Origin of the sequence: Pseudodonghicola flavimaris (assembly GCF_030164425.1) — a bacterium.
In the GTDB taxonomy this organism is placed as follows: Bacteria; Pseudomonadota; Alphaproteobacteria; order Rhodobacterales; family Rhodobacteraceae; genus Pseudodonghicola; species Pseudodonghicola flavimaris.
The window spans coordinates 53,356-76,798 of record NZ_JASNJD010000022.1; the positions used below are offsets into that span (position 1 = coordinate 53,356).

23 protein-coding genes are annotated in these 23,443 nt (G+C 67.6%); 7 read left to right on the top strand and 16 right to left on the bottom strand.

Annotated elements, in window-relative coordinates:
* The first annotated feature begins 15 nt into the window (after window positions 1-15).
* The 3 genes from QO033_RS21000 to QO033_RS21010 all read left to right on the top strand — a co-directional run bounded on the left by QO033_RS21000 (window position 16) and on the right by QO033_RS21010 (window position 3,308).
* A complete protein-coding gene (locus QO033_RS21000; RefSeq protein ID WP_284482860.1) occupies window positions 16-1,584 on the top strand; it encodes a class I adenylate-forming enzyme family protein in 1,569 nt (522 codons plus the stop codon).
* A gap of 10 nt (window positions 1,585-1,594) precedes the next feature.
* A complete protein-coding gene (locus QO033_RS21005; RefSeq protein ID WP_284482861.1) occupies window positions 1,595-2,341 on the top strand; it encodes an SDR family oxidoreductase in 747 nt (248 codons plus the stop codon).
* Between the two features lie 109 nt (window positions 2,342-2,450).
* Window positions 2,451-3,308, top strand: a complete 858-nt coding sequence (locus QO033_RS21010; RefSeq protein ID WP_284482862.1) for an IclR family transcriptional regulator — start codon at window positions 2,451-2,453, stop codon at window positions 3,306-3,308.
* 13 nt (window positions 3,309-3,321) lie between these two features.
* Here the strand turns inward: QO033_RS21010 and QO033_RS21015 are convergent, their stop codons facing one another.
* From QO033_RS21015 to QO033_RS21085, 15 genes are all read right to left on the bottom strand, one after another.
* Window positions 3,322-3,921, bottom strand: a complete 600-nt coding sequence (locus tag QO033_RS21015) for a pentapeptide repeat-containing protein (RefSeq protein WP_284482863.1) — start codon at window positions 3,919-3,921, stop codon at window positions 3,322-3,324.
* Window positions 3,921-4,388 carry a flavodoxin domain-containing protein gene (locus QO033_RS21020; protein WP_284482864.1) on the bottom strand — a complete coding sequence of 156 codons (468 nt, stop codon included), beginning with the start codon at window positions 4,386-4,388 and terminating at the stop codon, window positions 3,921-3,923. The genes QO033_RS21015 and QO033_RS21020 overlap by 1 nt, the downstream gene beginning before the upstream one ends.
* Complete coding sequence (locus QO033_RS21025) at window positions 4,385-5,620, bottom strand: FAD-dependent oxidoreductase (RefSeq protein WP_284482865.1); 1,236 nt, start codon at window positions 5,618-5,620, stop codon at window positions 4,385-4,387. Before QO033_RS21025 ends, QO033_RS21020 begins: the two co-directional genes overlap by 4 nt.
* Window positions 5,617-7,122 carry an aldehyde dehydrogenase gene (locus QO033_RS21030; RefSeq protein ID WP_284482866.1) on the bottom strand — a complete coding sequence of 502 codons (1,506 nt, stop codon included), beginning with the start codon at window positions 7,120-7,122 and terminating at the stop codon, window positions 5,617-5,619. Before QO033_RS21030 ends, QO033_RS21025 begins: the two co-directional genes overlap by 4 nt.
* Window positions 7,122-7,934 (bottom strand): aspartate dehydrogenase, encoded by an 813-nt coding sequence (locus QO033_RS21035; protein ID WP_284482867.1) that lies wholly within the window; start codon window positions 7,932-7,934, stop codon window positions 7,122-7,124. Before QO033_RS21035 ends, QO033_RS21030 begins: the two co-directional genes overlap by 1 nt.
* 6 nt (window positions 7,935-7,940) lie before the next feature.
* A complete protein-coding gene (locus QO033_RS21040) occupies window positions 7,941-9,614 on the bottom strand; it encodes a thiamine pyrophosphate-binding protein (RefSeq protein WP_284482868.1) in 1,674 nt (557 codons plus the stop codon).
* Between the two features lie 21 nt (window positions 9,615-9,635).
* Window positions 9,636-10,424 (bottom strand): SDR family oxidoreductase, encoded by a 789-nt coding sequence (locus QO033_RS21045; protein WP_284482869.1) that lies wholly within the window; start codon window positions 10,422-10,424, stop codon window positions 9,636-9,638.
* Window positions 10,421-11,353, bottom strand: coding sequence for a VOC family protein (locus tag QO033_RS21050; protein WP_284482870.1), 933 nt, complete (start codon window positions 11,351-11,353; stop codon window positions 10,421-10,423). Before QO033_RS21050 ends, QO033_RS21045 begins: the two co-directional genes overlap by 4 nt.
* Before the next feature lie 23 nt (window positions 11,354-11,376).
* A complete protein-coding gene (locus tag QO033_RS21055; RefSeq protein ID WP_284482871.1) occupies window positions 11,377-12,195 on the bottom strand; it encodes an alpha/beta fold hydrolase in 819 nt (272 codons plus the stop codon).
* Window positions 12,192-12,929, bottom strand: a complete 738-nt coding sequence (locus QO033_RS21060) for an SDR family oxidoreductase (RefSeq protein WP_284482872.1) — start codon at window positions 12,927-12,929, stop codon at window positions 12,192-12,194. Before QO033_RS21060 ends, QO033_RS21055 begins: the two co-directional genes overlap by 4 nt.
* A 2-nt stretch (window positions 12,930-12,931) precedes the next feature.
* Complete coding sequence (locus QO033_RS21065) at window positions 12,932-13,981, bottom strand: aromatic ring-hydroxylating oxygenase subunit alpha (RefSeq protein ID WP_284482873.1); 1,050 nt, start codon at window positions 13,979-13,981, stop codon at window positions 12,932-12,934.
* 45 nt (window positions 13,982-14,026) lie between these two features.
* Window positions 14,027-14,794 (bottom strand): ABC transporter permease, encoded by a 768-nt coding sequence (locus QO033_RS21070; RefSeq protein ID WP_284482874.1) that lies wholly within the window; start codon window positions 14,792-14,794, stop codon window positions 14,027-14,029.
* A gap of 77 nt (window positions 14,795-14,871) precedes the next feature.
* Entirely contained in the window at window positions 14,872-15,846 is a 975-nt protein-coding gene (locus QO033_RS21075; protein ID WP_284482875.1) for an ABC transporter substrate-binding protein, read from the bottom strand.
* 20 nt (window positions 15,847-15,866) lie between these two features.
* Window positions 15,867-16,637: an ABC transporter ATP-binding protein gene (locus tag QO033_RS21080; RefSeq protein WP_284482876.1), complete on the bottom strand. Its 771-nt coding sequence runs from the start codon at window positions 16,635-16,637 to the stop codon at window positions 15,867-15,869.
* Entirely contained in the window at window positions 16,627-16,929 is a 303-nt protein-coding gene (locus QO033_RS21085; protein WP_284482877.1) for a recombinase-like helix-turn-helix domain-containing protein, read from the bottom strand. The genes QO033_RS21080 and QO033_RS21085 overlap by 11 nt, the downstream gene beginning before the upstream one ends.
* A gap of 254 nt (window positions 16,930-17,183) precedes the next feature.
* Between QO033_RS21085 and QO033_RS21090 the strand changes: the two genes are divergently transcribed.
* A complete protein-coding gene (locus QO033_RS21090; protein ID WP_284482878.1) occupies window positions 17,184-18,329 on the top strand; it encodes an FAD-dependent monooxygenase in 1,146 nt (381 codons plus the stop codon).
* Window positions 18,330-18,627: 298 nt separating this feature from the next.
* On the opposite strand, the gene QO033_RS21095 is transcribed toward QO033_RS21090, so the two are convergent.
* A complete protein-coding gene (locus tag QO033_RS21095) occupies window positions 18,628-19,572 on the bottom strand; it encodes a cupin domain-containing protein (protein ID WP_284482879.1) in 945 nt (314 codons plus the stop codon).
* Between the two features lie 84 nt (window positions 19,573-19,656).
* On the opposite strand from QO033_RS21095, the gene QO033_RS21100 reads away from it, so the two are divergent.
* From QO033_RS21100 to QO033_RS21110, 3 genes are all read left to right on the top strand, one after another.
* On the top strand, window positions 19,657-20,436 hold the full coding sequence (locus tag QO033_RS21100; RefSeq protein WP_284482880.1) for an IclR family transcriptional regulator: 780 nt from the start codon (window positions 19,657-19,659) through the stop codon (window positions 20,434-20,436).
* 240 nt (window positions 20,437-20,676) lie between these two features.
* Window positions 20,677-22,254 carry an NAD(P)/FAD-dependent oxidoreductase gene (locus QO033_RS21105; RefSeq protein WP_284482881.1) on the top strand — a complete coding sequence of 526 codons (1,578 nt, stop codon included), beginning with the start codon at window positions 20,677-20,679 and terminating at the stop codon, window positions 22,252-22,254.
* A complete protein-coding gene (locus QO033_RS21110; protein ID WP_284482882.1) occupies window positions 22,247-23,410 on the top strand; it encodes an NAD(P)/FAD-dependent oxidoreductase in 1,164 nt (387 codons plus the stop codon). The genes QO033_RS21105 and QO033_RS21110 overlap by 8 nt, the downstream gene beginning before the upstream one ends.
* Window positions 23,411-23,443 lie beyond the last annotated feature (33 nt).

A 23,443-nucleotide genomic window follows, 5' to 3' on the forward strand; every position in this document is an offset into this window, starting at 1 on the left:
GAGGGAGGATCCTGGATGATCGAATTCGAACGCCCGTCCGAGGCGGGCGGCGAGACCATGTCCGTTGTCGACATGGTGCGCCAGGCGGCACGCGATAACCCGCGCGCCGAGGCCGTGGTCTGTGGCGAGACCCGGCGCAGCTGGGAGGCTTTTGACGCCCGGGTGAACCGGGTGGCCAACGCGTTGCTGGAACTGGGCCTGCAAAAGGGTGAGCCGGTGGCGATCCTGTCGCCGAACTCCGCGGAATTCGCGGAAACCTTCATGGGCATCCTGCGCGCCGGCGGCTGCGTCACGCCGCTGTCGACCATGGCCTCGCCGGATGCGCTGGAGCGGATGCTGGCGGATTGCGGCGCGCGGTTCCTGTTCCTGGCCGAGGCCTATCGCGGGCTGGCCGGGCAGGCGCTGGCGGCGCTGCCGCTCAAGGTGATCTCGATGGATTTCGCCGCGCCGGGGCTGGTGAATTACGGCACCCTGCTGGCGAGCGCCGGGGTGGAGGACCCGATGATCCCGATCGGTATGGGCGACCGGTTCAACCTGATCTATTCCTCGGGCACCACGGGCACACCCAAGGGCATCCTGCACGACCACGGGCTGCGGGCGGCCCAGATGGAGCGGATCGCGATCAGCGGCTACGATCAGAACGCGCGCACGCTGCTGTCGACGCCGCTCTATTCCAACACCACCATTGTCGCTTTCCTGCCGACGCTGGCGGGTGGTTCGACGGTTCATCTGATGGGCAAATTCGACGCCCGCCGCTGGCTGGAGCTGGCCGAGGCGGAGCGGATCACCCACACCATGCTGGTGCCGGTGCAATACAAGCGCATCCTCGATATCCCGGAGTTCGACGATTTCGACCTCAGCGACATGCGGGTGAAATGGTCGACCTCGGCACCGCTGAGACAGGATGTGAAACGCGACGCGCTGAACCGGTTCCCCGGCACCCTGACCGAGCTTTACGGCCTGACCGAGGGCGGCGGCATCACCATGCTGCCGGCGCATGAACATCCCGACAAGCTGCACACCGTCGGGCGGCCGGCGCCGGGCAGCGATATCCGGCTGATCGACGAGGATGGCCGCGAAGTCGCACCCGGAGAGGTGGGCGAGATCGTCGGCCGCTCCCCGACCATGATGGCGGGCTATTTCGGACGCGACGACCTGACCGAATCCTTCCTCTGGCGGGACGATCGGGGGCGGGTCTATTTCCGCTCCGGCGACATGGGGCGTTTCGATGAAGACGGCTTCCTGATCCTGTCGGACCGCAAGAAGGACATGATCATCTCCGGCGGGTTGAACATCTTTGCCGACGATCTGGAGCGGGCGCTGCTGGAGGACCCGGATGTCGCCGATGCGGCGGTGATCGGGGTGCCCTCGGACCAGTGGGGGGAAACGCCGCTGGGGCTGGTGGTGCTGCGGCCCGGTGCGCGGCGCGGGGCAGAGGAGATCCGCGCTGCCGTCAACGTCCGCCTGGGCAAGAGCCAGCGTTTGTCGGGGCTGGAGATCCGGTCCGATCTGCCGCGCAGCACCATCGGCAAGATCCTGAAACGCGAATTGCGGGCGCCTTACTGGCAGCCGCAGCCGGCCTGAGGAGCGCAACATGACGGAAACACTCGTGGGTAAATGCGCCTGGATCACCGGCGGCGGCTCCGGCATCGGCAAGGCGGCGGCGCTGGAACTTGCCGCGGCCGGGGCGGAGGTGGTGGTCTCCGGTCGCCGGGCCGCACCGTTGCAGGCCGTGGTCGATGAGATCACCGCCGCCGGCGGCCGGGCGCGGGCGGTGCCGGTAGATGTCACCAACGTCGATGCGGTAACCGCCGCGGCGGAGCAGATCGGCTCGGTCGACATCCTGCTGGCCAATGCCGGGCTGAACGTGCCCCGGCGCGGGCTGTTCGATCTGAGCGCCGAGGACTGGCAGAGGGTCGTCGATGTGAACCTCAACGGGGTCTATTATCCGGCGCATGCGGTGCTGCCGGGGATGCGGGCGCGCGGCGGCGGTCAGCTGATCCTGATCTCCAGCTGGGCAGGCCGGTATGCCGGACGGCTGACCGGCCCCGCCTACAGCGCCACCAAACGGGCGGTGATCGCGCTGAACGAGATGATCAACGACGAAGGCGGCGGCTATGGCATCCGCTCGACCGTGATCATGCCGGGGGAGGTGGCCACCGATATTCTCGACCAGCGGCCGAACCCGCCCTCGGCCGAGGTGCGGGCGCGGATGCTGCAGGTGGCGGATCTGGCAGCCACCGTGCGCTTCGTCGCCCAGATGCCGCCGCATGCCTGCGTCAACGAGATCCTGATTTCGCCGACCTGGAACCGGTTCTATCAGGGATTTGACGAAGTTTAAGGCGCCCGGGGCGGTCGCTGCGGGGCGGAAAGGCGGCTGGGTTGTGTCCCGGGGTTGATCAAATTAGAAGGCCCTGTTCAATATTGGTTGGACCTTGCGGAGCCTGACGATGACCAGCCCCGATACCGCCCCCCTGGCGGATGACCCCGCTGCCGATGAATTCGCGCAGAAGAAACCCGGCCCGGAATATTCGGTGCCGCCGGTCGAACGGGCGTTTCGCCTGCTGCGCCATATCGCGGCGGGCAACCGCTGCCGCAACTCCAGCCGTGCGGCGAAGGAACTGGGGATCAACCGGACCACGCTGATCCGGCTGCTGGCGACGCTGGAGGCCGAGCGGATGATCGAACAGCTGCCCGAGGATGGCGGCTATCGTCTGGGCACCGGGCTGATCGCACTGGCCACCCAGGCGCTGAACGATCGCGGCATCATCCCCACCGCGCGCCCGGTGCTGAAGGCGCTGGCGCAGAAGCTGGGGCTGTCGACCCATCTGGGGGTGCGGGAGGGGCGCGAGATCGTCTATCTGGCGCGGGAAACCCCGGTGTCGCATCTGGCCAGCTCGGTGCGCGAAGGCTCGCGCCTGCCGGCCCATGCAACCACCATCGGTCGCATCCTGCTGGCGGAGCTGTCGCCGGCGGAGCTGCGAGAGCTCTATCGCGGCCATGCGCTGGAGGCCTATACCGACAAGACGCGGACCTCGCTCGACGAGCTGGAAAGCCAGCTGGCCACGGATCGCGCCCAGGGCATGACCTGGAGCGTGGCGAACTTCGAACATGACATCGGGTCGGCGGCGGTGGCGGTCTACGATCACAAGGGCCAGGCGGTGGCGGCGATCAATGTTACTGGCCACGCCAGCGTCTTTGCCGAAGACAGCGCCATCGTCGAGGATATCAAATCCGATCTGCGCGCCGCCGCGCAGGAGATTTCCGAGGCTCTGGGCTATCGCGGCTGGCGCGCCGATCAGATGTGACCGGCGGCCGGGATCACAGGTAGGTGTATCCGAAGGACATACCGAAATCTCCGGTCTCCAGCGCCGCATTGCCGCGCCGGGCGTCGCGCAGCCACAGGCGGCCGTGCACCTGGGTATCGGTCAGGTCGGTGCCCTCGGGCAGCCTTGCGCCCTGACACCAGAGCCCGCCCAGCCACTCGCCGCCGCGGAAGCTGACCGCGCCACGGGCGCTCACCCCCTGCAGCGAGACATTGCCATAGCTGATCAGCCCGGAGAAGTCGGCGCCGGCGGCGAAGTCCGCGGCGTCGAACCGGCCGATCCCGCGTAGCTCCGCCCCGGAGAAGCCGGCAGCAGCCTTGAACCGGGCCTGTTCGAAGCGGGCGTCGTTCATGAAGCACGCGCCATCGAATTGCGCCGGTCCGGCGAAGGTGACATCGCGAAACCAGCTGATGCCCTCGAACCGGGCGCCACGGGCATCGATGCCGCCGGCAAAGGTGGCGCCGGAGAAATCGACGCCGGTCAGAGCCAGATCGCGCAGGTCGAGCAGCCTGTCGCAGGTGATGCCGCGCAGATCGACGTAGTCGCCGTGCTGCCACGGCACCGCCAGGCGGTCGCGGATCTCCTCCGGGCGCATCAGGCGTCCTCGCCGATCAGCTCCGCCGCCTCGGCGACCACGGCCTCGGCCCAGGGGAAGGCAAGATCCTCGGCCATGTCGGGGCCGGAGGCATCATGCGCGATCCGCTCGCCCACCTGGGTGGCGCCTTGGGCCTGCAGCAGCTCGGCCAGCGTCTTGGGACCGAAGTTGAAGGTCTCGTCGTACTCGCTGTCGCCGAGACCGAAGATGGCGAACTTGATGGCGGAAAGATCGGGTTTCTCCGCCTCCACCGCCTCGGCGAAGGGCTGGGCCGAGGCCGGCAGCTCGCCGTCGCCATAGGTCGAGCAGACCAGCAGATAGAAACGCGACGGATCGAAATCGCCGGCGCCCATGTCGGAGAGGTTCAGGCAGTCGACCTCGTGGTCGCCTTCCAGTTCGGCCTGGATGTCTTCGGCCAGCATCTCGGCGTTGCCGGTTTCGGTGCCGTAGAGAATGGTGATCTTCATTTCGTCTTCTCCTCTTCGCGGGCGAGGCGCAGCATTTCCTCGCGGCTGGCGATCTTGGCGCGGCACCGGTCGTCGGGGGCCGTCGCGATTTCATGTGCGTCAATACGCGTCCAGCCGCTGTAGTCCACCCGGGCATCCAGATCGGACAGGATGACGCGGCCGGGTTTGTCCGGATCCGGCGTCAGCTCTGCCAGGATACGGGTGGCAAGCGCCTGGGCATCGGCGCGGTTTTCCGGAATCGTCCCACGCGGGCCCCGGCGAAACCAGCCGGTGGCATAGAGGCCCGGGGCCAGCACGCCGGCCTCGGCATCCTGCGCCCCTGCCAGCAGCGTATCGCGCGGCAGCACACCGTCGGCGCAAAAGCCGATGGCGGTCAGGACCGAGGTGCAGGGCAGGGTTTCCTCACCCGCCGTCGTCTGGAACCGCATGGCGGTGACCCGTTCGTCGCCCTCGACCGCCAGCGGCGTCAGGCCGAAGCGGAAGGTGACGCGGCGCGGGCCTGTGGCATGGCCGTGCAGCGCCAGAACCGCCTCGATTTTCTTGGCCTCGGCGGCATCCTCGCTGGAGCCTGCCCCTTCGACGTGGATGGTCACGCCGGAGAGCTTCGACAGTTCCTTGATCATTACGGTGTCGAATTTCGCCTGCGCGGCGGGGGAACGGCCGGTGATGGTGATCTCCTCGACGCCGTTCTGGCGCAGCCAGCCGGTGGCGACGGGGCCGAGGTCGGACCCCTCCAGCTCTTCCGGTTGCTTGGCGAGCAGCCGCAGAAGATCGATCGCCACATTGCCGTTGCCGACGATCAGCGGGCGTGGACCCAGATCGGGCAGCGGCGTCGCGTCGGGGTGGTCATAGAGCGCGCGGGTGATCGCTCCGGCGCCATGGATGCCGGGCAGGTCGCCGCCGGGAATTTCCAGCGCCCGATCCTGCATCAGCCCGGCGGCCAGAACCACCGCGTCATAGGCGGTTTGCAGCGCCTCCAGCGTCACCTCCTGGCCAAGGGTGATATTGCCGTGGAACTGGGCGCCCTGACGTTCGAAGATGCGGGCGAACTGCCGCGCCACGCCCTTGGTGCCCTGATGGTCGGCGGCCACGCCATAGCGCACCAGCCCATAGGGCACCGGCAGCCGGTCGATCAGGTCGACTTCCAGCTCGGGCGCGGCCTTCAGCAACGATTGCGCCAGAAAGCAGCCTGAGGGGCCGGCGCCGACGATGGCGATTTTACCTGCGGTCATAGTCCCTCCACGGTCGCTGCGGCCCAGGGGTGCATCTGGCCGGTGAGATCGGTGTAAAAACTCTTCTGTGCCATATAGGCGCGCAGCCCCTGACGGCCCTTTTCCCGACCGACGCCGCTGTCGTCCTCGCCGCCGAAGGGCGTGGAGATCGAGAACTGCTTATAGGTGTTGTGCCAGATGGTGCCGGAGCGGATGGCGCGACCGACCCGCCAGGCCTTCGGGAAGTCCCGGGTCCAGAGACCGCAGGCAAGGCCATAGTCGTTATCGTTCGACTGGGCGATCACATCTGCCTCGTCCTCAAAGGGCATCACCACCAGAACTGGGCCGAACACCTCTTCGCGACAGATGCGGTCGGTGTTCGTCACGCCGGCCAGGATGGTGGGCAGGTAATAGCTGCCCTTGGCATAAAGGTCGCCCTCCGGGATGGCGCCGCCACAGAGCAGTTCGGCGCCGTCGGCAATCGCGCGGGCAACGTGATCGGCAACCTCGGCACGGTGGTCCATGTGGATCAGTGGCGCGACCTGGGTGTCGGCATCGAAGGGATGGCCGACCTTCAGCCGCTTGGTCGCCTCGACCAGACGCGGCACGAAGCTGTCATAGATGCTTTTCTGCACGAACAACCGCGATCCGGCGATGCAGCTTTGCCCTGAGGAGGAGAAAATGCCGAACAGGATGCCGGCCAGCGCCTGATCCTGATCCGCGTCCTCGAAGACGATGGTGGGGGATTTGCCGCCCAGCTCCAGGCTGACCGGCATCAGCTTGTCGGCGGCCTGACGTGCCAGCGCGCGGCCTGTGGTGGTGCCGCCGGTAAAGCTGACGCGGGCGATGTCGGGATGTTCCACCAGCAGGTTGCCGATCTCGCGCCCCGATCCCGGCAGCACCGAGAACAGGCCCTTGGGCAGGCCCGCCGCATCGACGATGCGGGCCAGCTCCAGCGCGGTGAGCGGCGACCAGGAGGCGGGTTTCAGGATCACCGCATTGCCGGCGGCGAGCGCCGGGGCCACCTTTTGCGCGTCCGACGCGATCGGAGAGTTCCAGGGCGTGATCGCTGCGACGATGCCCAGCGGCTCGTGCACCGACATGGTCAGCGCGGTGCCGCGCTGCACCGTCAGATCCTCGTCCATCGTTTCCACCACCGCGCCGAAATAGCGGAAGGTGCCGGCGGCGGAGGCGGCGAGCGCGGCGGTCTCCCGCAGGGTCTTGCCGGTGTCGCGGGTCTGGATTTGCGAGATGCGGTCGATATTCGCCTCGATCCCGTCGGCGATGGCATAGAGGTAGCGCGCGCGTTCATGCGGCTTCAGCCCCAGCCAGGCCGGATCGGCCTGCGCCGCCTTGGCCCTGGCGATGGCCTCTTCCCCATCGGCGCGCGAGGCGCCCTTCAGCACCCGGTTGACGCTGCCGTCGGCCGGAAAGACCGAGGTGATCTCGGCCCCGGTGCCCTCGCGCCAGTCGCCGGCCAGATAGAGGCGCCCGTCCGGCATCCCGTCGAAAGTCGTATCCATCAGATTGCCACCACTGCCAGCCGGTTCCGGATCTCCCGCAGGACGGAATAGATCGTCGACACGCTGGTCTTCGCGTTGCCCTTGGAGGGCAGGTTTTCGATTTTCATGCTGTAGTTCGCCACGTTCGAGCGCACCTCATAGGCATGGATATTACCGGGCGCGGCCGGATCGGCGATCAGCTCCACCCGCGTGGCATCGAGGCCGGCGCCGGCCAGCGCCAGCGTTGCCGCCACATTGGCGTTCTTGGGAAACTGCGAGGCCGCCTCGCGCGCCGTGCCTTCGAAGAAGACCAGCGCGTGATTGAGCGTTTCCAGATCCGTCACCTCTTCCGCCGGGGTGCCGGCCCAGGCCTTGGGCGGCTTGATGCCGCGATAGGTGACCTCGACAGGCCCCGAGGCGGAGAGCGAGGCGAGAAGGTCGATCCCGCCCACCGCGCCCGCCGGCAGCACGATCCGCGCACCGCCAGCCTGGGCCGCCGCCTTCAGCTCCGTCGCCAGCGCATCGTCCGACATCGCGCCGATGGAGACGACCACGGTGTCGATGCCGGCGCGCAGCACGGCGGGCACATGGGCGGTGACGCCCGCGTGGCCGGCGCATTCCACCACCAGATCGGGGGCGCCGGCGATCAGTGCCTCAGCCGTTTCCACCGCTGCTATGGGCAGGGCGAAGCCGCCGGCCGCCTCGGCTGCGGCTGTCGCCTTGCCGGGGCGCACCAGCAGCGTCACGCGGGTGACGGCGGGGGCGCCCGGCTGGCTCAGCAGCTCCAGTAGGGTCTGGGCGATGTTGCCGTATCCGATCACACCGAGATGCATTGCGGTTTACTCCGTCTTGCCGGCGGCGCCAGCGGGCGGACCGGCAAAGCTCTGGGCGAAGGGACCGATGGCGCACATGTCGACCTCGATCAGGCGCGGACCGTCGGCGGCGATGGCGGTTTCCAGCACGGCCTCGAACTCGGTCACGTCACCGACCCGCACATGCGGCATGTTGATCGAGCCGCAGAAGGCCTCGAAATCCGGGACATGCAGCTGCGAATAGTGCCGGCGGCTGTCGTATTGCGCGTCCTGGATGTTCTGGATCACCCCATAGGCCTGATCGTTCATCAGCACATAGACCAGCGGCGCGCGTTCCTCGACGGCGGTGATCATCTCGGCCAGGCCCAGCATGGTGCCGCCGTCGCCGATCAGGGTGATCGCCTTGCGCCCCTCGCAGGCCAGCGCCGCGCCCACGCCCATCGCCACGCCCTGACCGATGCCACCGCCAAGCGCGTGAACGCCCTGGGTCGGCTCGGACAGCCGGACATAGCGGTTGCCGAAGGTCGAGTTCGAGATGGTCACATCGCGGACCCAGACGTGATTGCCTTCGCCCACCTTGGCGCTGATCGCATCGGCGATGACGCGATAGGCGCCAAGCTGATCGCGCAGCCGGCCCTCGGCGGTGGCGCGGGCCTTGGCAATATCGAAGGTCAGCTGCGGATCGGTGTCCAGCTTCTCGGGCAGACGGTCGAGCAGCCGGCGCAGCGTGTCGGCGGCATCGCCATGGGCGAAGACGTCGATCGGATAGTTGCGCCCGCCCTGGCCGGCGTCGGCGTCGATCTGCAGCAGCGGCCGGGGCAACGGCATCTGGTTGTTGCGCGTCTCGTTGCCGCGCAGGCGGGAGCCGACGACCAGCATCAGATCGCAGGTCTGATAGAGGTCGGATGCATCCGGCCCCATGTTGAAGGCGCCGAGCGTGGCGGCCTCTTCCTCCGAGACCACGCCGCGGCCGTTGGTCGAGCTGACGACGCCGACGCCGCGGCGCATCAGTTCGGTCGCCTCGGCCACCGCGTTGCGGGCGCCGCCGCCCAGCCAGATCAGCGGGCGTTTGGCGGATTTCAGATGTTCGGCGATTTCGTCGATGACGCTGTCGGGCGCGATCGGGCGCTGGATCACCGGGGCGTGGATACGCGCGGTGCTGGTCACCGGGCTGCGCTGCACGTCGACCGGCACCTCAAGGCTCACCGGGCCGGAGGGGGCGGAGAGGGCAGCGGAGACCGCCGCACTCAGGGTGCCGAGGGCGCCATTGGCGTCCCAGATGCGGAAGACGGATTTCGACACGCCGCGCAGCATCTCGGCCTGTTTCGGCACGTCGTGGATCGGCGCGCGGTCGCGGTCGGCATAGTTGGTGTCGACCTGGCTGGTCAGATGCAGCACCCGGCTGCCGGCGGTCAGCGCCTCGGCCTGGGCACCGGCGGCGTTGCCGGCGGCGGTGCCGGTCGAGGTCAGGCAGACCCCCAGCCCACCGGAGGCGCGGGCGAAGGCATCGGCCATGTTCATCGCCCCGGCCTCGCCCCGGGCGGGCACGAAGCGGATCCGGCCCTGACGCGCCACCGCGTCGAGGATCGGCATGTTGTGGATGGAGATCACGCCGAAGATCGTCGTGACACCGACATCGGCCAGGGCCTCGGCGATGAAATCGCCGACGGTGGCGACTTGCTGGATATTCTCGTGTTTCATGCCCACGTCCCTATGTGTCCCTTAGATGTGCCGGTTCAGGCCGCCCGAAACATCGAGCTGCGCACCGGTGATGTAGCTGGCCGCACGCGACCCGAGAAATGCGATGGCATTGGCGGCCTCTTCGGCGTCGCCCAGACGCTGCATCGGAATGCCCTTGCGTTCGGCCAGATCGCGATACCATTGCTCGCGGCTGACGCTCTGATCCTCTCGGGCGGCAAAGCGGCGGGTCCATTGCCCCGATCCGATCAGCCCCATCAGCACCGAATTGACGCGCACGTCGGGCGCCAGTTCCAGGCTGAGGGATTTCAGCATGTTCTGCACCCCGGCGCGGGCCGAGGAGGTGCAGACCATATGGCTTTCTGGCTGATAGGCCAGCAGAGAGTTCACCGCGACGATGGCGCCCTTGGTCTCCTTCAGCATCGGCAGGAAGGCGCGGATCGGCAGCACCTGGCTGAAGATCTTCAGCTCATATTCGTCGCGCCAGTCCTGGTTCGAGGTATCGGCGAAGGTCGACTGACGGCCCTGGCCGGCGTTGTTCACCAAGAGGTCGCAGCGCCCGAAGCTGTCCTTCACCTTGTCGGCGAAGGCGTTCACTGCCTCCTCATCCAGCACCGAAAAGGCATCGGTCAGCACCCGGTCGGCGCCGAAGTCGCGGCGCAGCACCTCGGCCACATCCTCCAGCCGGGAGGCGTTGCGGGCGCAGAGCGCGACCTTGGCGCCCGACTCCAGCAACACCCGCACCGTGGCCAGCCCGATGCCGGAGGAGCCGCCGGTCACCACGGCGACGGAATTCTCGTACCCGAAGTTCATTCTGCCGCCTCCGTCGTGGTCTTGCGCATTTCGGGGAAGCCCGGATCGGGGCGACCCTGCATCACCGCGCGCTGCGCGGGCGTGGGCGGGCCGGCGGTCATCCACTGGTCCATCTTCTCGGGCACGTCGCGCGGCCAGACCTGCGCCTCATGGGTGGCCTCGTCGATCTGCTGCACCTCCGAGGTGAATTCGATCACGAAACCCGAGGGCGAGACGAAATAGGCGAAAGGATTGTCGCCCGGACCGTGACGGCCCGGCCCCCAGGTCGGTACATGGCCCTTCTGCCGCATCCGCCCGATCGAGCGCATGTATTCGTTGAGCGAGGGCAGCTCGAAGGCGACATGGTTGACGCTGGGATAGAAGGCGCGGACCAGCGCGATGGCATGGTGATCGGTGGAGCAGCGCAGGAACACCATCTGATCGGCGGAGTAATCCGAGACGCGGAAGCCCAGCACCTCGGAATACCACTGTTCCAGGCCTTCCATGTCGGGGGTGTTCAGCACCACATGGCTGACCTTGCGCGGCTTGGCCCATTCGGGTTCGGCCTCGACCGTCAGCGCGTCGGTGCGGAACCGCAGGCGGCGGTTGTCGGGGTCGAGCACCTCGAAGCCATAGCCGCCCATCCAGTCGTCGAATTCCGCCGGCTTGCCGCTGACCGGCGCGCCCTTGGCGATCACCTGATCGTAGAGCGCATCCATCGTCGCGCGGTCGGGCATCGAGAAATGCACATATTCGATGCCATAGGTCGGATCATCCTTCAGACCGTAGAGGAAGGGCTCGGCGCTGGTGCCGCGCAGATAGACGGCGCCATCGTCCTTATGCGACAGCTTCAGCCCCCACATGTCTTCGTAGAAGGGCAGGGTGGTGGTCAGGTTCGGGCCGCGCATCATGATGCCGCGCAGGCCACCCACTCGTATCGTTTCAGTCATGTCTTGTCCTCCGGGTCCGGCCATCAGGGGGTGGCGGGTTCGGGTGTCAGCTCCAGCGCGGCGGCGAACCCGGCCGGGGCCTGTTGATAGATCGCATGCCCGGCTTCGGGGAGCAGGGTCAGCTTGCCGCGCAGCGGCCGGCGCAGAGCGGCATGGGCGCGGCGGGCGCCTTCGGGCGGGGTGACCTGATCCTCGGCGCCGACGATCACATCGGTCGGCACGGTCAGCTGCTCGGCGTCATCCAGCAGCCGGCCGGAGGCCAGCATCCGGGCCGCCTGGCCGTAGCCGGGCAGTTTCACCTGCGCCATGGTGCTGCGGACCAGATCGACGACACCGGGGTTGTCCTCGGGGCGATAGACCAGCCGCGCGGCGCGGGCGGCGGCAAAGGCCTCCGCCCCCTGGCGTTCCAGATCGTCCAGCCGGGTCTGGGCCGCCGCGCTCAGGGCGCCGCCGCGGGCCATGCCGTGCCCCAACGCCGGCGAGGCCAGCGTCAGGTGGCTGACCCGGTCGCGGCGGGCGGCGGCAAAGCTCGCCCCCATCAGCGCGCCCAGCGAATGGCCGAGCAGCATCACCGGGGTGCCGGGGGCGACCCGGTCGAGGAAGCCGTCGAGCGCGCGGGCGTAGTCGGCGGCCACCGGCCAGTCCTCGGCCAGCGGCGTGGAGGCGGCGTAGCCCGGGGCGTTCCAGGCGATTACCCGCAGGTCGGCCGGCAGATGCGGCAGCAGCGGCGTGAACGAGGCAGCCTGAGAGCCGATGCCGTGCAGCAGCACCAGAACCGCACCGTTGCCGGGCCGCTCCAGGTAGCTGATGCCGCCCGAGGTATGGGGGTGCCAGCCGCTCATTTGAACACGAAGCCGTTGTTGACCGGCAGGGTCTGGCCGGTCAGCGTCAGCGCCCCCTCGCTCAGAAGGAAAGCAATCACATCGGTGATCTCGCCCGGCGCCTGCGGCCCCGGTACGGCGCGGCCTTCGGAATAGAGCCGGTGACGTGCCTCGGGGACGTAATCGGTCGAGGGGGTGGTGAGGATCCCCGGCGCCACGGCGGTGATGCCGACGCGGTCGGGGCCCAGTTCGCGCGACAGCGACCGGGTCATCGCCATCACCGCGCCCTTGCTGGCGGTGTAGGACAGCAGGTTCGGCGCGCCCCAGAGCGCGGTGTCGGAGGCGACGTTGACCACCCGGCCGGAGCCGGAGGCGCGCAGCATCGGCGCGCAGGCGCGGGTCATCAGCCAGGTGCCGCGGACATTGACGCGATGCACCAGATCCCAACTGTCGATCTCGATCTGGTCGAACGGGATGCCGCCGATGCCGGTGGCGATGGCGCCGTTGTTGACCAACCCGTGCAGCGCCCCGTGCGTCAGCTCGGACACCGCCGCCCCCAGCGCCGCGATCGATGCCGGATCGGCCAGGTCGACGGGCAGGAACTCTGCCCCGACCTCAAGGGCGGTGGCGCGACCCTCGTCCTCGGCGATGTCGGCGACGATCAGCCGGGCGCCGTGGCCGGCCAGGCTGCGGGCGATCTCCGCCCCCAGTCCCCGGGCCGCGCCGGTCAGCAGGATATGCCGGTCCTTGAGCATGATCACTCCGCCGCGACGTCTTGCTGTTTCAGTTCCGCCTCGATCTGCGCCTTGGCGGCGCGGGTCAGGATCTGGCGCAGACGGGTGACGCCCAGGTCGTGCTGATAGAGCATCTCGCGCTTGCGGGCGTCATCGGGCATGCCTTCCAGCATGACCCGGTCCTGTTCCAGCACGTCCCAATGGGTCTTTTCCATCTTGGCGCGATAGAGGAACCGCCAGCTGTCGCGGGCCAGCCCCTTCACTTCGCGCATGCGCCAGAAGAACACCTTGGTGGTCAGCTCGTCCATAGGGGTGACGAAGCCGATGATGCGGAACACGCCGCCCGGGCCGGCCGCCGGCGGATAGGGGATTTCGAGGAAACAGAACATGTCGCCCGGGTAGACCTCGAACTCGGTCCAGTCGAAATTCTCGCCGGTCTGGCCGACACGCTCGATGCGGAAACCGTTGTCGGTCTTGTCGAGCTGCATCAGGTCCTGTTTCGACCCGTAGGCGAGGGTGAAGCTCTCGGCGTGCAGATAGCAGCCGTGCATCGGGTCGGCGAGGTTGTCGAGCGCGTAGCGATAGTTCGATTCCCAGACCGAGGTGCAGAGGAAGCCGGCCCAGTTCTCGTGATCCATCATCACCGCCGGCAGTTTCAGCTCGGGCGCTTCGGGTTGATCGACGGAGGGCACATAGACGAAGACCGCGTCATAGGCTTCGGTCACCGGATAGGATTTCAGCGCCTTGCGGCCCTCCAGCGCGCATTCGGGCATCGCCGGAACGCTGACCACGACACCGTCGCCATCGACCACCACGCCGTGATAGCGGCAGGCGATATTGCCCTCGTGCAGCTCGCCATAGCTCAGCGGCGCGCCGCGGTGGGGGCAGAAGTCCTCGATGCAGCGCAGCTTGCCGGCGCCGTCCCGCCACAGCACGATCTTTTCGCCCAGCAGCTTGGTGCCATAGGGTTTGGAGGTCTTCACCTCGACCGATTTGCACACCGGGTACCACTGGCCGCGCAGGCCCTCGTTCACCCGTTTCTCGATCAGCGCCTTCTTGTCGATGGCAGTCATGGCTTTCTCCCTTGGGAAATCAATGCGTTGAGGTCTCAGGCGGGCTCAGTGCTGCGCCTTGGGAAGATAGTGCAGGATGCGTTCCTCGACGTGTTGCAGCACGGTGTAGAGCAGGAACCCGATCACGGTCAGCAGGATGATGGCGTTGAACACCATCGCGGCATTGGCCTGGCCGCCGCCGTAGGAAATCAGATAGCCGAGCCCGGTGTTGCCGCCGATCAGCTCGCCCACGGTGATGCCGATCACCGCGAGGGTGGAGGCAATGCGCAGGCCGGCCATCAGGTTCGGCAGGGTCGAGGGCATTTCGATCTTCCAGAAGATGCCGAGACGGCTGAGGTTGTAGGCGCGAGCCAGGTTGACCAGGTCGCGGTCGACGGTGCGCATCGCCTGCAGCACGTTGACCAGCACCGGAAAGAAGACGATCAGCACCGTCACCAGCATCTTGGGCATGGCGTTATAGCCGAACCACATGATGAAGAGCGGTGCGAAGGCGACCTTGGGGGCGATCTGCAATGCCAGGATATAGGGCGACAGCACCTTTTCCCAGAACGGCGACATGCCCAGCAGATAGCCCAGAACGGCGCCCAGCAGGCTGCCGACGGCAAAACCCAGCACGGTGTAGAGCGCGGTCGACAGGGTGTTCGACACCAGCTTTTCGTAAAGCCACATGCGCTTCATTTCGACCAGGCAGTCGGTCAGCGTCGGAATGATGTATTTCGGCACGTCCAGCGCCGGCGGCAGGTATTGCCAGGCCAGCAGGACCAGGGCGAGCAGCCCGAGGCTTGCGATTGTGGTGCTTTTGCTGCGGTCCATGCGCTGTCTCCCGGCTTTCGCGCGTCTTTGAGAGGTGGCCGGGGCGTTCGCCCCGGCCGAGCTTGCAGTTGCGTCGGTCATTTCACGAAGTCGTTGGTGTAAAGCTCATCCACCGGGACGGCGGTGCTCACCAGACCGGCATCGACATAGAATTTCTGCACCTTGGCGATCCGCTCGGGATCGAAGGCGCCCAGCGGCAGGCCGGGGGCCTCGGGGTAGATCAGCGTCGAATAGGCGCGCATCACCGCCTCGATCTGGGCTTCCTTGCCGGAATGCTGCGGCACGAAGGAGACATAGTCCTTGGCGGCCTGGGCCGGGTCGGTGGTGATGTCGTTGATCGCCTTCAGCACGCCCTGAACCATGCCGCGTACCACCTCGGGCCGCTCTGCGATGGTCTTGTCGGAGGCGATGATCGCCTGCGCCATGGCGGGGAAGATGCTGTCGACCGGTTGCTGCTCCAGCTCGACGCCGGCGCCCTGCACGGCGGCGATCCATTCCGGCACGCCGGAGAACCCGTCAAGCTTGCCGGCGATGGTCAGCTGGATGATGCCGCCCGGGCCGACGGCCTGGATGTCGACGTCGTTCTTGGTCAGCCCGACCGAGGCCAGCGCACCCAGCAGGTTGTAATAGGTGGTGTCCTGGAAGGCGAGCACGCCGATCGACTTGCCCTTGAAATCGGCCGGGCCGGTGATGCCGCTGTCCTTGCGCCAGGCCAGCTGGGTCAGGCCGCGGCCGCCCAGCAGCGCCACGCCGCGGATATCCAGCCCGTTGGCGCGGACGATGATCGGGGTGTCGCCGATGCCGCCGCCGAGATCGGCGTTGCCCACCGCGACCTGGGTCGCCACATCGGCGCCGCCCTTGCCGACCTGGAAGGTCACGTCGAGCCCGGCATCCTCGAAATAGCCCTTGCCCTTGGCCAGCTGGAACGGCGCGAAGGCCGGCAGGAAGTCCGGCGCCGGAAAGAGGTAGGTGACTTTTTCGGTTGCCATCGCTGCCGTCGCCGACAGGGCGACCGCAGCGGCGGCGATGGTTTTCAGGATGCTGTGTTTCATGGTGTTGGAACTCCCTGTTATCAGGCTGCTTTTTCTTCTAGTTTCAAGTATTTGAAGAGCTGGGCGGCATAGTCGCTCACCTCCGGCAGTACCCGCCGCTTGATCGGTTCGTCGCGGTGCGGCAGGTCGATCTTGATCTCGGCAATCACCGACCCGGGCCGCTCGCTCAGCACCAGGATGCGGTCGGACATCAGCACGGCTTCGGCCAGGTCGTGGGTGATCAGCAGCGTGGTCTTGCCTGCCTCGGAGATGGTCTTGGCGAAGGCGTTCTGCAGCAACAGCTTGGTCTGCGCGTCGAGCGCCGAGAACGGTTCGTCCAGCAGGATGATCTCGGGGTCGATCGCCAGCGTCCGGGCCAGTGCCGCGCGCTGCCGCATGCCGCCGGAGAGCTGATAGGGATAATGATGTTCGAACCCGGCGAGGTGGCAGGCTTCCAGCTCTTCCATTGCGCGGGCGCGGCGGTCGGCCTTGGAGACGCCGCGCGCCTCAAGTCCGAATTCGATATTGGTGATGATGCTGCGCCAGGGCAGAAGCAGATCCTTTTGCAGCATGAAGCCGACATGGGCATTGGGGCCCATCACCGGCTGATCGCTGACCAGCACCTCGCCGCGGGTCGGCTGATAGAGCCCGGCGGTCATCGACAGGATGGTCGACTTGCCGCAGCCCGAGGGGCCGACGACGGAAACGAATTCGCCCTTTTCCACCCGGAAGCTGACGTCCGAGACGGCGGTCATCTCGCCGCCGGAGGTGGTGGGGAAGGTCTTGGTGACCGAGCGGAATTCAAGCGCCATAGCCATGCGCCTCATAGGCGGCATCGAGATCGGCGTTGATTGCGGCCAGTTCCTCGGCCAGCAGCGCCTCGGTCCAGTCGGTCCGCCCGGAGACCGGTGCCGGCAGCGCGCGTTCGGCTAGGGCCGCGGCGACGGCGGCGTAATCGTGGGTGCCGGCGCCGTAGATTTCCATCAGCGTCTCTGCCAGCGCGGTTTCGGCCTCGGTCAGCGGCCGGCCCTGGCATTGATGCGCCAGGTCGGGGCGGCTGGTGTCGCGGGCTCGTTCCGACAGCTTGTCCTTGAATGCATCCATGTGTCTCAGCCTCCTGTCGCGGTCTTCGCGGTCACTTAGTGTTCACATATAAACAGTATGTTCAAAAATGATGTTGCGGCATTCCTCCCTGATGAGTCAAGAAATTTCCCGGCCTCGGCTGGGGTGAGGGGCGATTGCATTGACAACTGCCCGTATCGACGTCAAAAATTCTAATACGAACAGTGTGTTTTATATTGAACATATGCGGTGAGCGGAAGATTTCTGTGTTTGCCGCCTCGCAGGGGAGCCTCTTCATGGAAAAACTGAGAATCGCCGTGGCCGGTGGGGGCGTCGGAGGGATGACCCTGGCGCTGGCGCTGCAGGCCAAAGGGCATGAGGTGACGATCTATGAGAAGGCCGGCGCCTTCGGTCGGATCGGCGCGGATGTGAATCTGACGCCGAACGCGATGCATGCGCTGGACGGGCTGGGGCTGGGCGATGTGCTGCGCGCCACCGGCGCCCGGGCAGAGTTCCGGATCAGCCGGATGTGGGACGATGGCCGTGAAACCTCGCGGTTGCCGATGTCGGACGCGGCGGAGGAGAAATACGGCGCGCCGCAGCTGGCCATTCACCGTGCCGATCTGCTGAATGCCCTAGAGGCGGCGCTGACCCGCGGCACGATCCGCTTCGGCGCCGGCGTCGCCGGGCTGGCGCAGGGCGCGGAGGGCGCCACGCTGATCCTTGAGGATGGAGAGCGGATCGCGGCCGATGTGGTGATCGGTGCCGACGGTATCCATTCGGTGATCCGTGCGGCGCTGTTCGGGCCGGACGCACCGAGCTTCGCCGGCCTGGTGTCCTGGCGCGCGGTGGTGCCGCGGGCGGCGCTGGCGGGGGCGCCGAACCTCGACAGTTTCACCAAGTGGTGGGGGCCGGAGCCGACCCGGCAGATCGTGACCTTCCCGCTGACCGGCGGCGATGAGATCTTCGTCTTCGCCACCACCGGTCAGGACGGCTGGGGCGAAGAGGGATGGACCCTGCCGGGCGACGTCGAGGAACTGCGCGCCGCCTATGCCGATTTCCACCCCGAGGCGCGGGCGCTGTTGGCCGCCTGCACCGAGGTGATGCGCTCCGCTCTGCATGTCCGCGAACCGATGCCGCGTTGGTCCAGCGGCCGGGTGACGCTGCTGGGCGACGCGGCGCATCCGATGGTGCCCTTCATGGCGCAGGGTGCCTGCATGGCGATCGAGGATGCCATTGTGCTGGCCCGGGCGCTGGACGCGGGCGCGCAGGACGTTCCGGCGGCGCTGATCGCCTATGAGGACAGCCGCCGTGCCCGTACCGCGGCGGTGCAGCGGGGATCGCTGGCCAACGACTGGATGAAACAGGGCGGCAACGCCGACTGGGTCTATGGCTATCACGCCTGGACCGCGCCGCTGGGAGAACCCGCGCCGGCGGCCTGAACCGGCAGAAGGATCCAAGACAGGCCCGGCCATCGTGCCGGGCCTTTTGCCATCTGGCGTCCGGGGCGATCAGTGTCGCGAAGCCTTCGGAGGGGTGCGCCCGGTGTTTGCGCCGGGCAGCGCCCGACCGCCCCCCTCGGGCGGGCGCTGCCCTCGTTTCGTGACGTGTGCCAAGGGGCCTTTCAAAAAGCGGTCACCCTCGGGGCGGGCGCGAACTTTTGACCCCGGGCGTGGCCGCGCAACAAGAAAAGGGCGCCCACGCAGGCGCCCCAGTCACTCACTCACACTTTGTACCTGTTCAGGCGGCTTGGTATTGCACGCCGTCCTCTTCCGCCTGACCGATCACCGACCAGACGGTCGCCGGCGCGGCGGAGGTGTTGCGGAACCAGTGCTTGCGGCCGGCCGGCGTCTTGACCAGATCGCGCGGGCCCAGTTCGGTCTCGACCACTTCGCCGTTTTCTTCCCAGCCGACGACCAGCGACCCTTCCAGCACCATGATGGCGTCTTCCACCGGGCGGACATAGGGTTTAACCGCGACCCGGCTGGGCACGCCCCACATCTCCTTGCGGCAGGTGTCGGTCTCGATGCCGCCCTTGCCGACATAGACCTTGCGGGTGAAGCCGGCGTCTTCCCAGATCGTCTCCAGCTCATGATGACGGACCACGTATTTCGACATCAGCTGCTGCAGCGGGTGGCTGCCGTTGCGGTCGAATTTCAGGGTCTTGCCGGGCTCGGCGCCGAAGGTGCGGGCCAGTTCGGTCGGGTGCTCCTTCGGGTGATAGTGATAGACCGGCGGCAGCGGCTTGCCGACATCGACCGAGATCGACATCATCACCGGTTCCACCCCGTCGACGCGGAAGCCATGGCCGATCTCGCGGGCGTTCAGGATCATGTCCTTGGGCCCGAGGTTGACCTCGACCACTTCGCCGTCCTTCTCCCAGCCAACGATCAGGGTGCCGTCGATGATCAGGAAGCTCTCTTCGATCTCATGGCTGTGGCAGGCGGCGTAATGGCCCGGTTCCTTGTAGATCAGCGACAGGGTGAAGTGATCGGGCTTCAGGGTCGAGGTATCGCCGACCTTGGGCGACCCGCCGGCACCGATATAGCGCATCTGCGCCCGGGCCAGTTCCTCGAACCCGGCGTTCGAGGGGAAGGCGTTCCAGTCGAACACCTTGTCGGTGAAGCGGCCGGTATGGGCTTTCAGGTCGTCTGCGAGCGTAGTCGCCGGGGTCTGCACGTTCATGGCGGTATCCTTTTCTCTGTCGCGCTGTTGGGTCGTTGGAATCGGATCTATCGCAGGGGTGTTTTGTGGGCTACATAGTGTTTTATGGACAAAACACACGGTGAGTCGCCCGATCCGCTGCTTGAGGACCGGTATATCGTGCCCGGCCTGGTGCGCGGGCTGCGCGCGCTGGGGGTGTTTTCGCCGGAGCGCAAGGAATTGACGCTGGCCGATTTGGCACGGGAACTGGGGTTGAGCCGCTCCGCCGCCTTTCGTACCGCCTATACGCTGACGCAGATGGGGTTCCTGCTGCAGGACCCGCGCAGCAAGACCTACAGCCTCGGCCCGGCGGTGCTGCGTCTGGGCTATGGCTATATGGCGACACGGGAATTGGTGGAAATCGCCCTGCCAGAGATCGAACGGCTGAGGGACGAAACCGACTGGTCGACGCATCTGGGCGTGCGCGATGGCGACCGGGTGCTTTACATGCTGCGCTGCCCCAGCCGGATGGGGATGGGCAGCATCGTCCATGTCGGCAGCCGGCTGCCGGCGGCCAATACCACCATGGGGCGGGTGCTGCTGGCCGATGTCGACGAGGCGACGCTGATCGCGCTCTATCGCGACCAGACCGGGCCGGGGCGCAGCTTTGCCGAGATCCGGGCACATTGGGCCCGCGACCGTGCTGCGGAGACGGTCGAGCAGATCGGCAGTTTCGAGGCCGGCATTGCCTCGGTCGCGGCGCCGGTGCGCGACATGTCGGGCCGGGTGATCGCGGCGATCAACGCCACCCGCGCCACCGAGGACAGCGGCCCGATTTCGCCCGAGCTGCGCGCCGCGGTGCGCAAGACCGGTCAGCGGATTTCGGCGCTGCTGGGCGGGGTCTGAGCCGCCGCCACGCGGGCATGTCGGAAATCCTGCCGGCCGACTCGGGGCTGGCGCGGCCCTGGTGCGGGCGAAATCGCCATGCCTGCTTGCCTTTGCAAGGCTCCGCGAGAGGAGGATGGTATCCGGGATGTCGGAAATGTCGCCCTCGCGGTCGGAAGCTTTCCCTCCGCGCCGCGGCGCCTGACGGAGGATGAGGGAACAGCCCCGCTTCGGGGTGGCGTTCCAGCAAAGGGCCCGCGCATGACCTCCAGCCCCGCAACCGATCCGCGCTCCGTCGCCGGCAAGACGCTCGAACTGTCGGGAGGCTGCGATCTGCTTGTTGTCGGCGCCGGGCCTGCCGGGATCGCCGCCGCGCGCGCCGCCGTAGAGACCGGGGCCGGGGTGACGCTGGTCGATGAGAACCCGGTGCCCTTCGACGAGATGGGCGAACATGTCCCGCAGCTCTGGGGCGGGCGGATGGGGGCAGAGATACGCAACCGCACCGCGATGATGGAACGGATGCTGGAGGTGCGGCCCGATCTGGCAGATCTCTTCGATCTCGGCGTTGACCTGCGGTTGGGCACCGCCTGCTGGGGGCTGTTCGTCAACCGTGCCAACCTGGGCTGGATGCCGGGCCCGGTCGCCGGTCTGCGCGATGCCGGGGGCAGTTCGCTGGTGGGCTTCGGGGCGGCGGTGATCGCCACCGGCCGGCGCGACATGGGGCTGGCGTTTCCGGGCTGGGACCTGCCTGGGGTGATCGGAGCCGGGGCGGCGCAGATGCTCGCCGGGCTCAACGGCGCGCTGGAGACCCGTCGGGCCGTGGTGCTGGGCACCACGACCGAGGCGCTGTTGGCCGCGCGCGATCTGGCCGCGGCGGGGGTGGACATCGCCGCCATCGTCGAACAGGCCGGCGCCCCGCAGGCCGATGCCGCGCTGGTCGCGGAGGTCGAGGGACAGGGCATTCCGGTTCTTTTCGGCGAGGCGCCGCGTGGCGTGACCGGGGATGCCGACGGGGTGACCGGGTTGCAGCTGAAAGGGCGGGCGATTGCCTGCGACAGCGTCCTGCTGGGGATGGGGGCGGTGCCGATGATCGATCTGCTGCAGGCCGGCGGCGCCCGGACCGTATTCGACGCCGCGCGCGGCGGCTTCGCGCCGGTGCTGGGCCCGGGCGGCGCGACCAGCCTGCCCGGGGTCTATGCCGCCGGCGATTGCGCCGGGGTCTGGGGGGCGAAATCCGCCGATCCCGGTATCGCGGCGGCAGAGGGGGCCGCCGCCGCGCGGGCGGTGCTGGGGCAGGCGGCGGCGGCCGTCGCACAGCCGCCGGAGGCCCCCGATCTTGACGGCTATCGCAAGGGCTGGGTGCGCGCCGCTGTGATCGAGGCGCTGGAGGAAATGCCGGTCTGCCTCTGCGAAGAGGTCACCGCGCGGGATATCCTCGATGTTCGCCCGCCGCGCTATCTGAAGGCCGGGGCCGGGCGCAACGCCGAGCTGAGCCTGAGCGATATCCTCGGTGACGGCCCGCCCGATCCCGACCAAATCAAGCGGCTGACACGCGCCGGCATGGGCCCCTGTCAGGGCCGACGCTGCCGGGAGCAGATACAGGCGCTGCTGGCGCTGCGCGAGGACCTGACGTTGGGGGCGATCCCGCTGGCGGGCTATCGCAGCCCGGTGCGGCCGATGACGCTGGCCGAGATTGCGCCGCAACGGGAGGATCCGGCGATCGCGGAGCAGTGGGATTCCTGGTTCGGCATGCCGCGCCAATGGGTGCCTTTCTGGGATGTGGAGCCGAAATACACCGTCGCCAGCCTGGCTAACCGGAAGGATCATGTCAGTGAGTAACGCGAAAGCCGAGGGCGCACAGGTCATCGTCGTGGGTGGCGGGGTCACCGGGCTTTCCACCGCCTTCTGGCTGGCAGAGGCCGGGGTGGATGTGCTGGTGCTGGAACGCGGGCTGGTCGGCTGGGAAGCCTCCGGCCGGAATGGCGGCGGCTGTTCACATCACCACAGCCCGCTTTTCCCCGAGGAACAGCGGCTCTGGCCGGTGATGGACGATCTGCTGGGCTATCCCACCGAATTCCGTCCCGACCGCATCCGCATCGCCCTGAACCCGACGCAATACGAGCTTTATTCCCGCGCGGTGGTCAATGCGCGCCACCAGGGCTTCGCGGTCGACGAACTCGACGCGCAGCAGGTGCGCGATCTGGTGCCACTGGCCGGCGAGACCGCCTATGCCGGGCACTATTACCGCTTCGGCGGCCATGCCAATCCGCATCGCACGGTACAGGCCTACGCCTGGGCGATCCGCGACCGGGGCGGGCGCGTGATGCAGCATGTCGCCGTCACCGGTTTCGTCACCGAGGGCGACCGGGTTACCGGGGTGGAGACCGACCGGGGCAGGTTCGGTTGCGATCATCTGGTGATCGCGGCGGGACCGCAGACCGCCCGGCTTGCCGCGCGCCTTGAGGTTCATATCCCGATGCGTAGCGCGCGGGCGGAGATGATCGTGACCGAGCCTTTGCCGCTGATGCCCCTGGGCGGGATCGACGGTAACGGGCTCTATGGCCGGCAGACCCTGCGCGGCAACCTCGCCTATGGCGGTGGCCCGCACGAATGGGTCGAGACCGAGGCGCTGCCGGATCGTGATCGGCCGGCGACGCCGCTGGCGGGCCATATCGCCAGGCGGCTGGCAGAGCTTCTGCCCAAGGCCGCCCATGCCCGGGTGATCCGCAGCTGGGCCGGGCTGATCGAGAACACCCCCGATGGCCGTCCGGTGCTGGACCGGCCGGCGCCCTGGAGCAATCTGACCGTGGGCAGCCTCTCCGGTGTCGGTTTCGGCCTGTCGCCGGCCAGCGGGCGCGCATTGATGCAGCTTGTGACCGCCGGGCGCTGCGATTTTGCCGATCTCTCCTCGCTTCGGCTTGACAGGTTCAGCGATCTGGAACCCGATTGGGCAGCGCTGCAGGGGTGGCTGCCCGCGGCCGCATTGGCGGTCTGATCCGGGTGGCGCCTCCTGAGCCGAAGCCGGAAC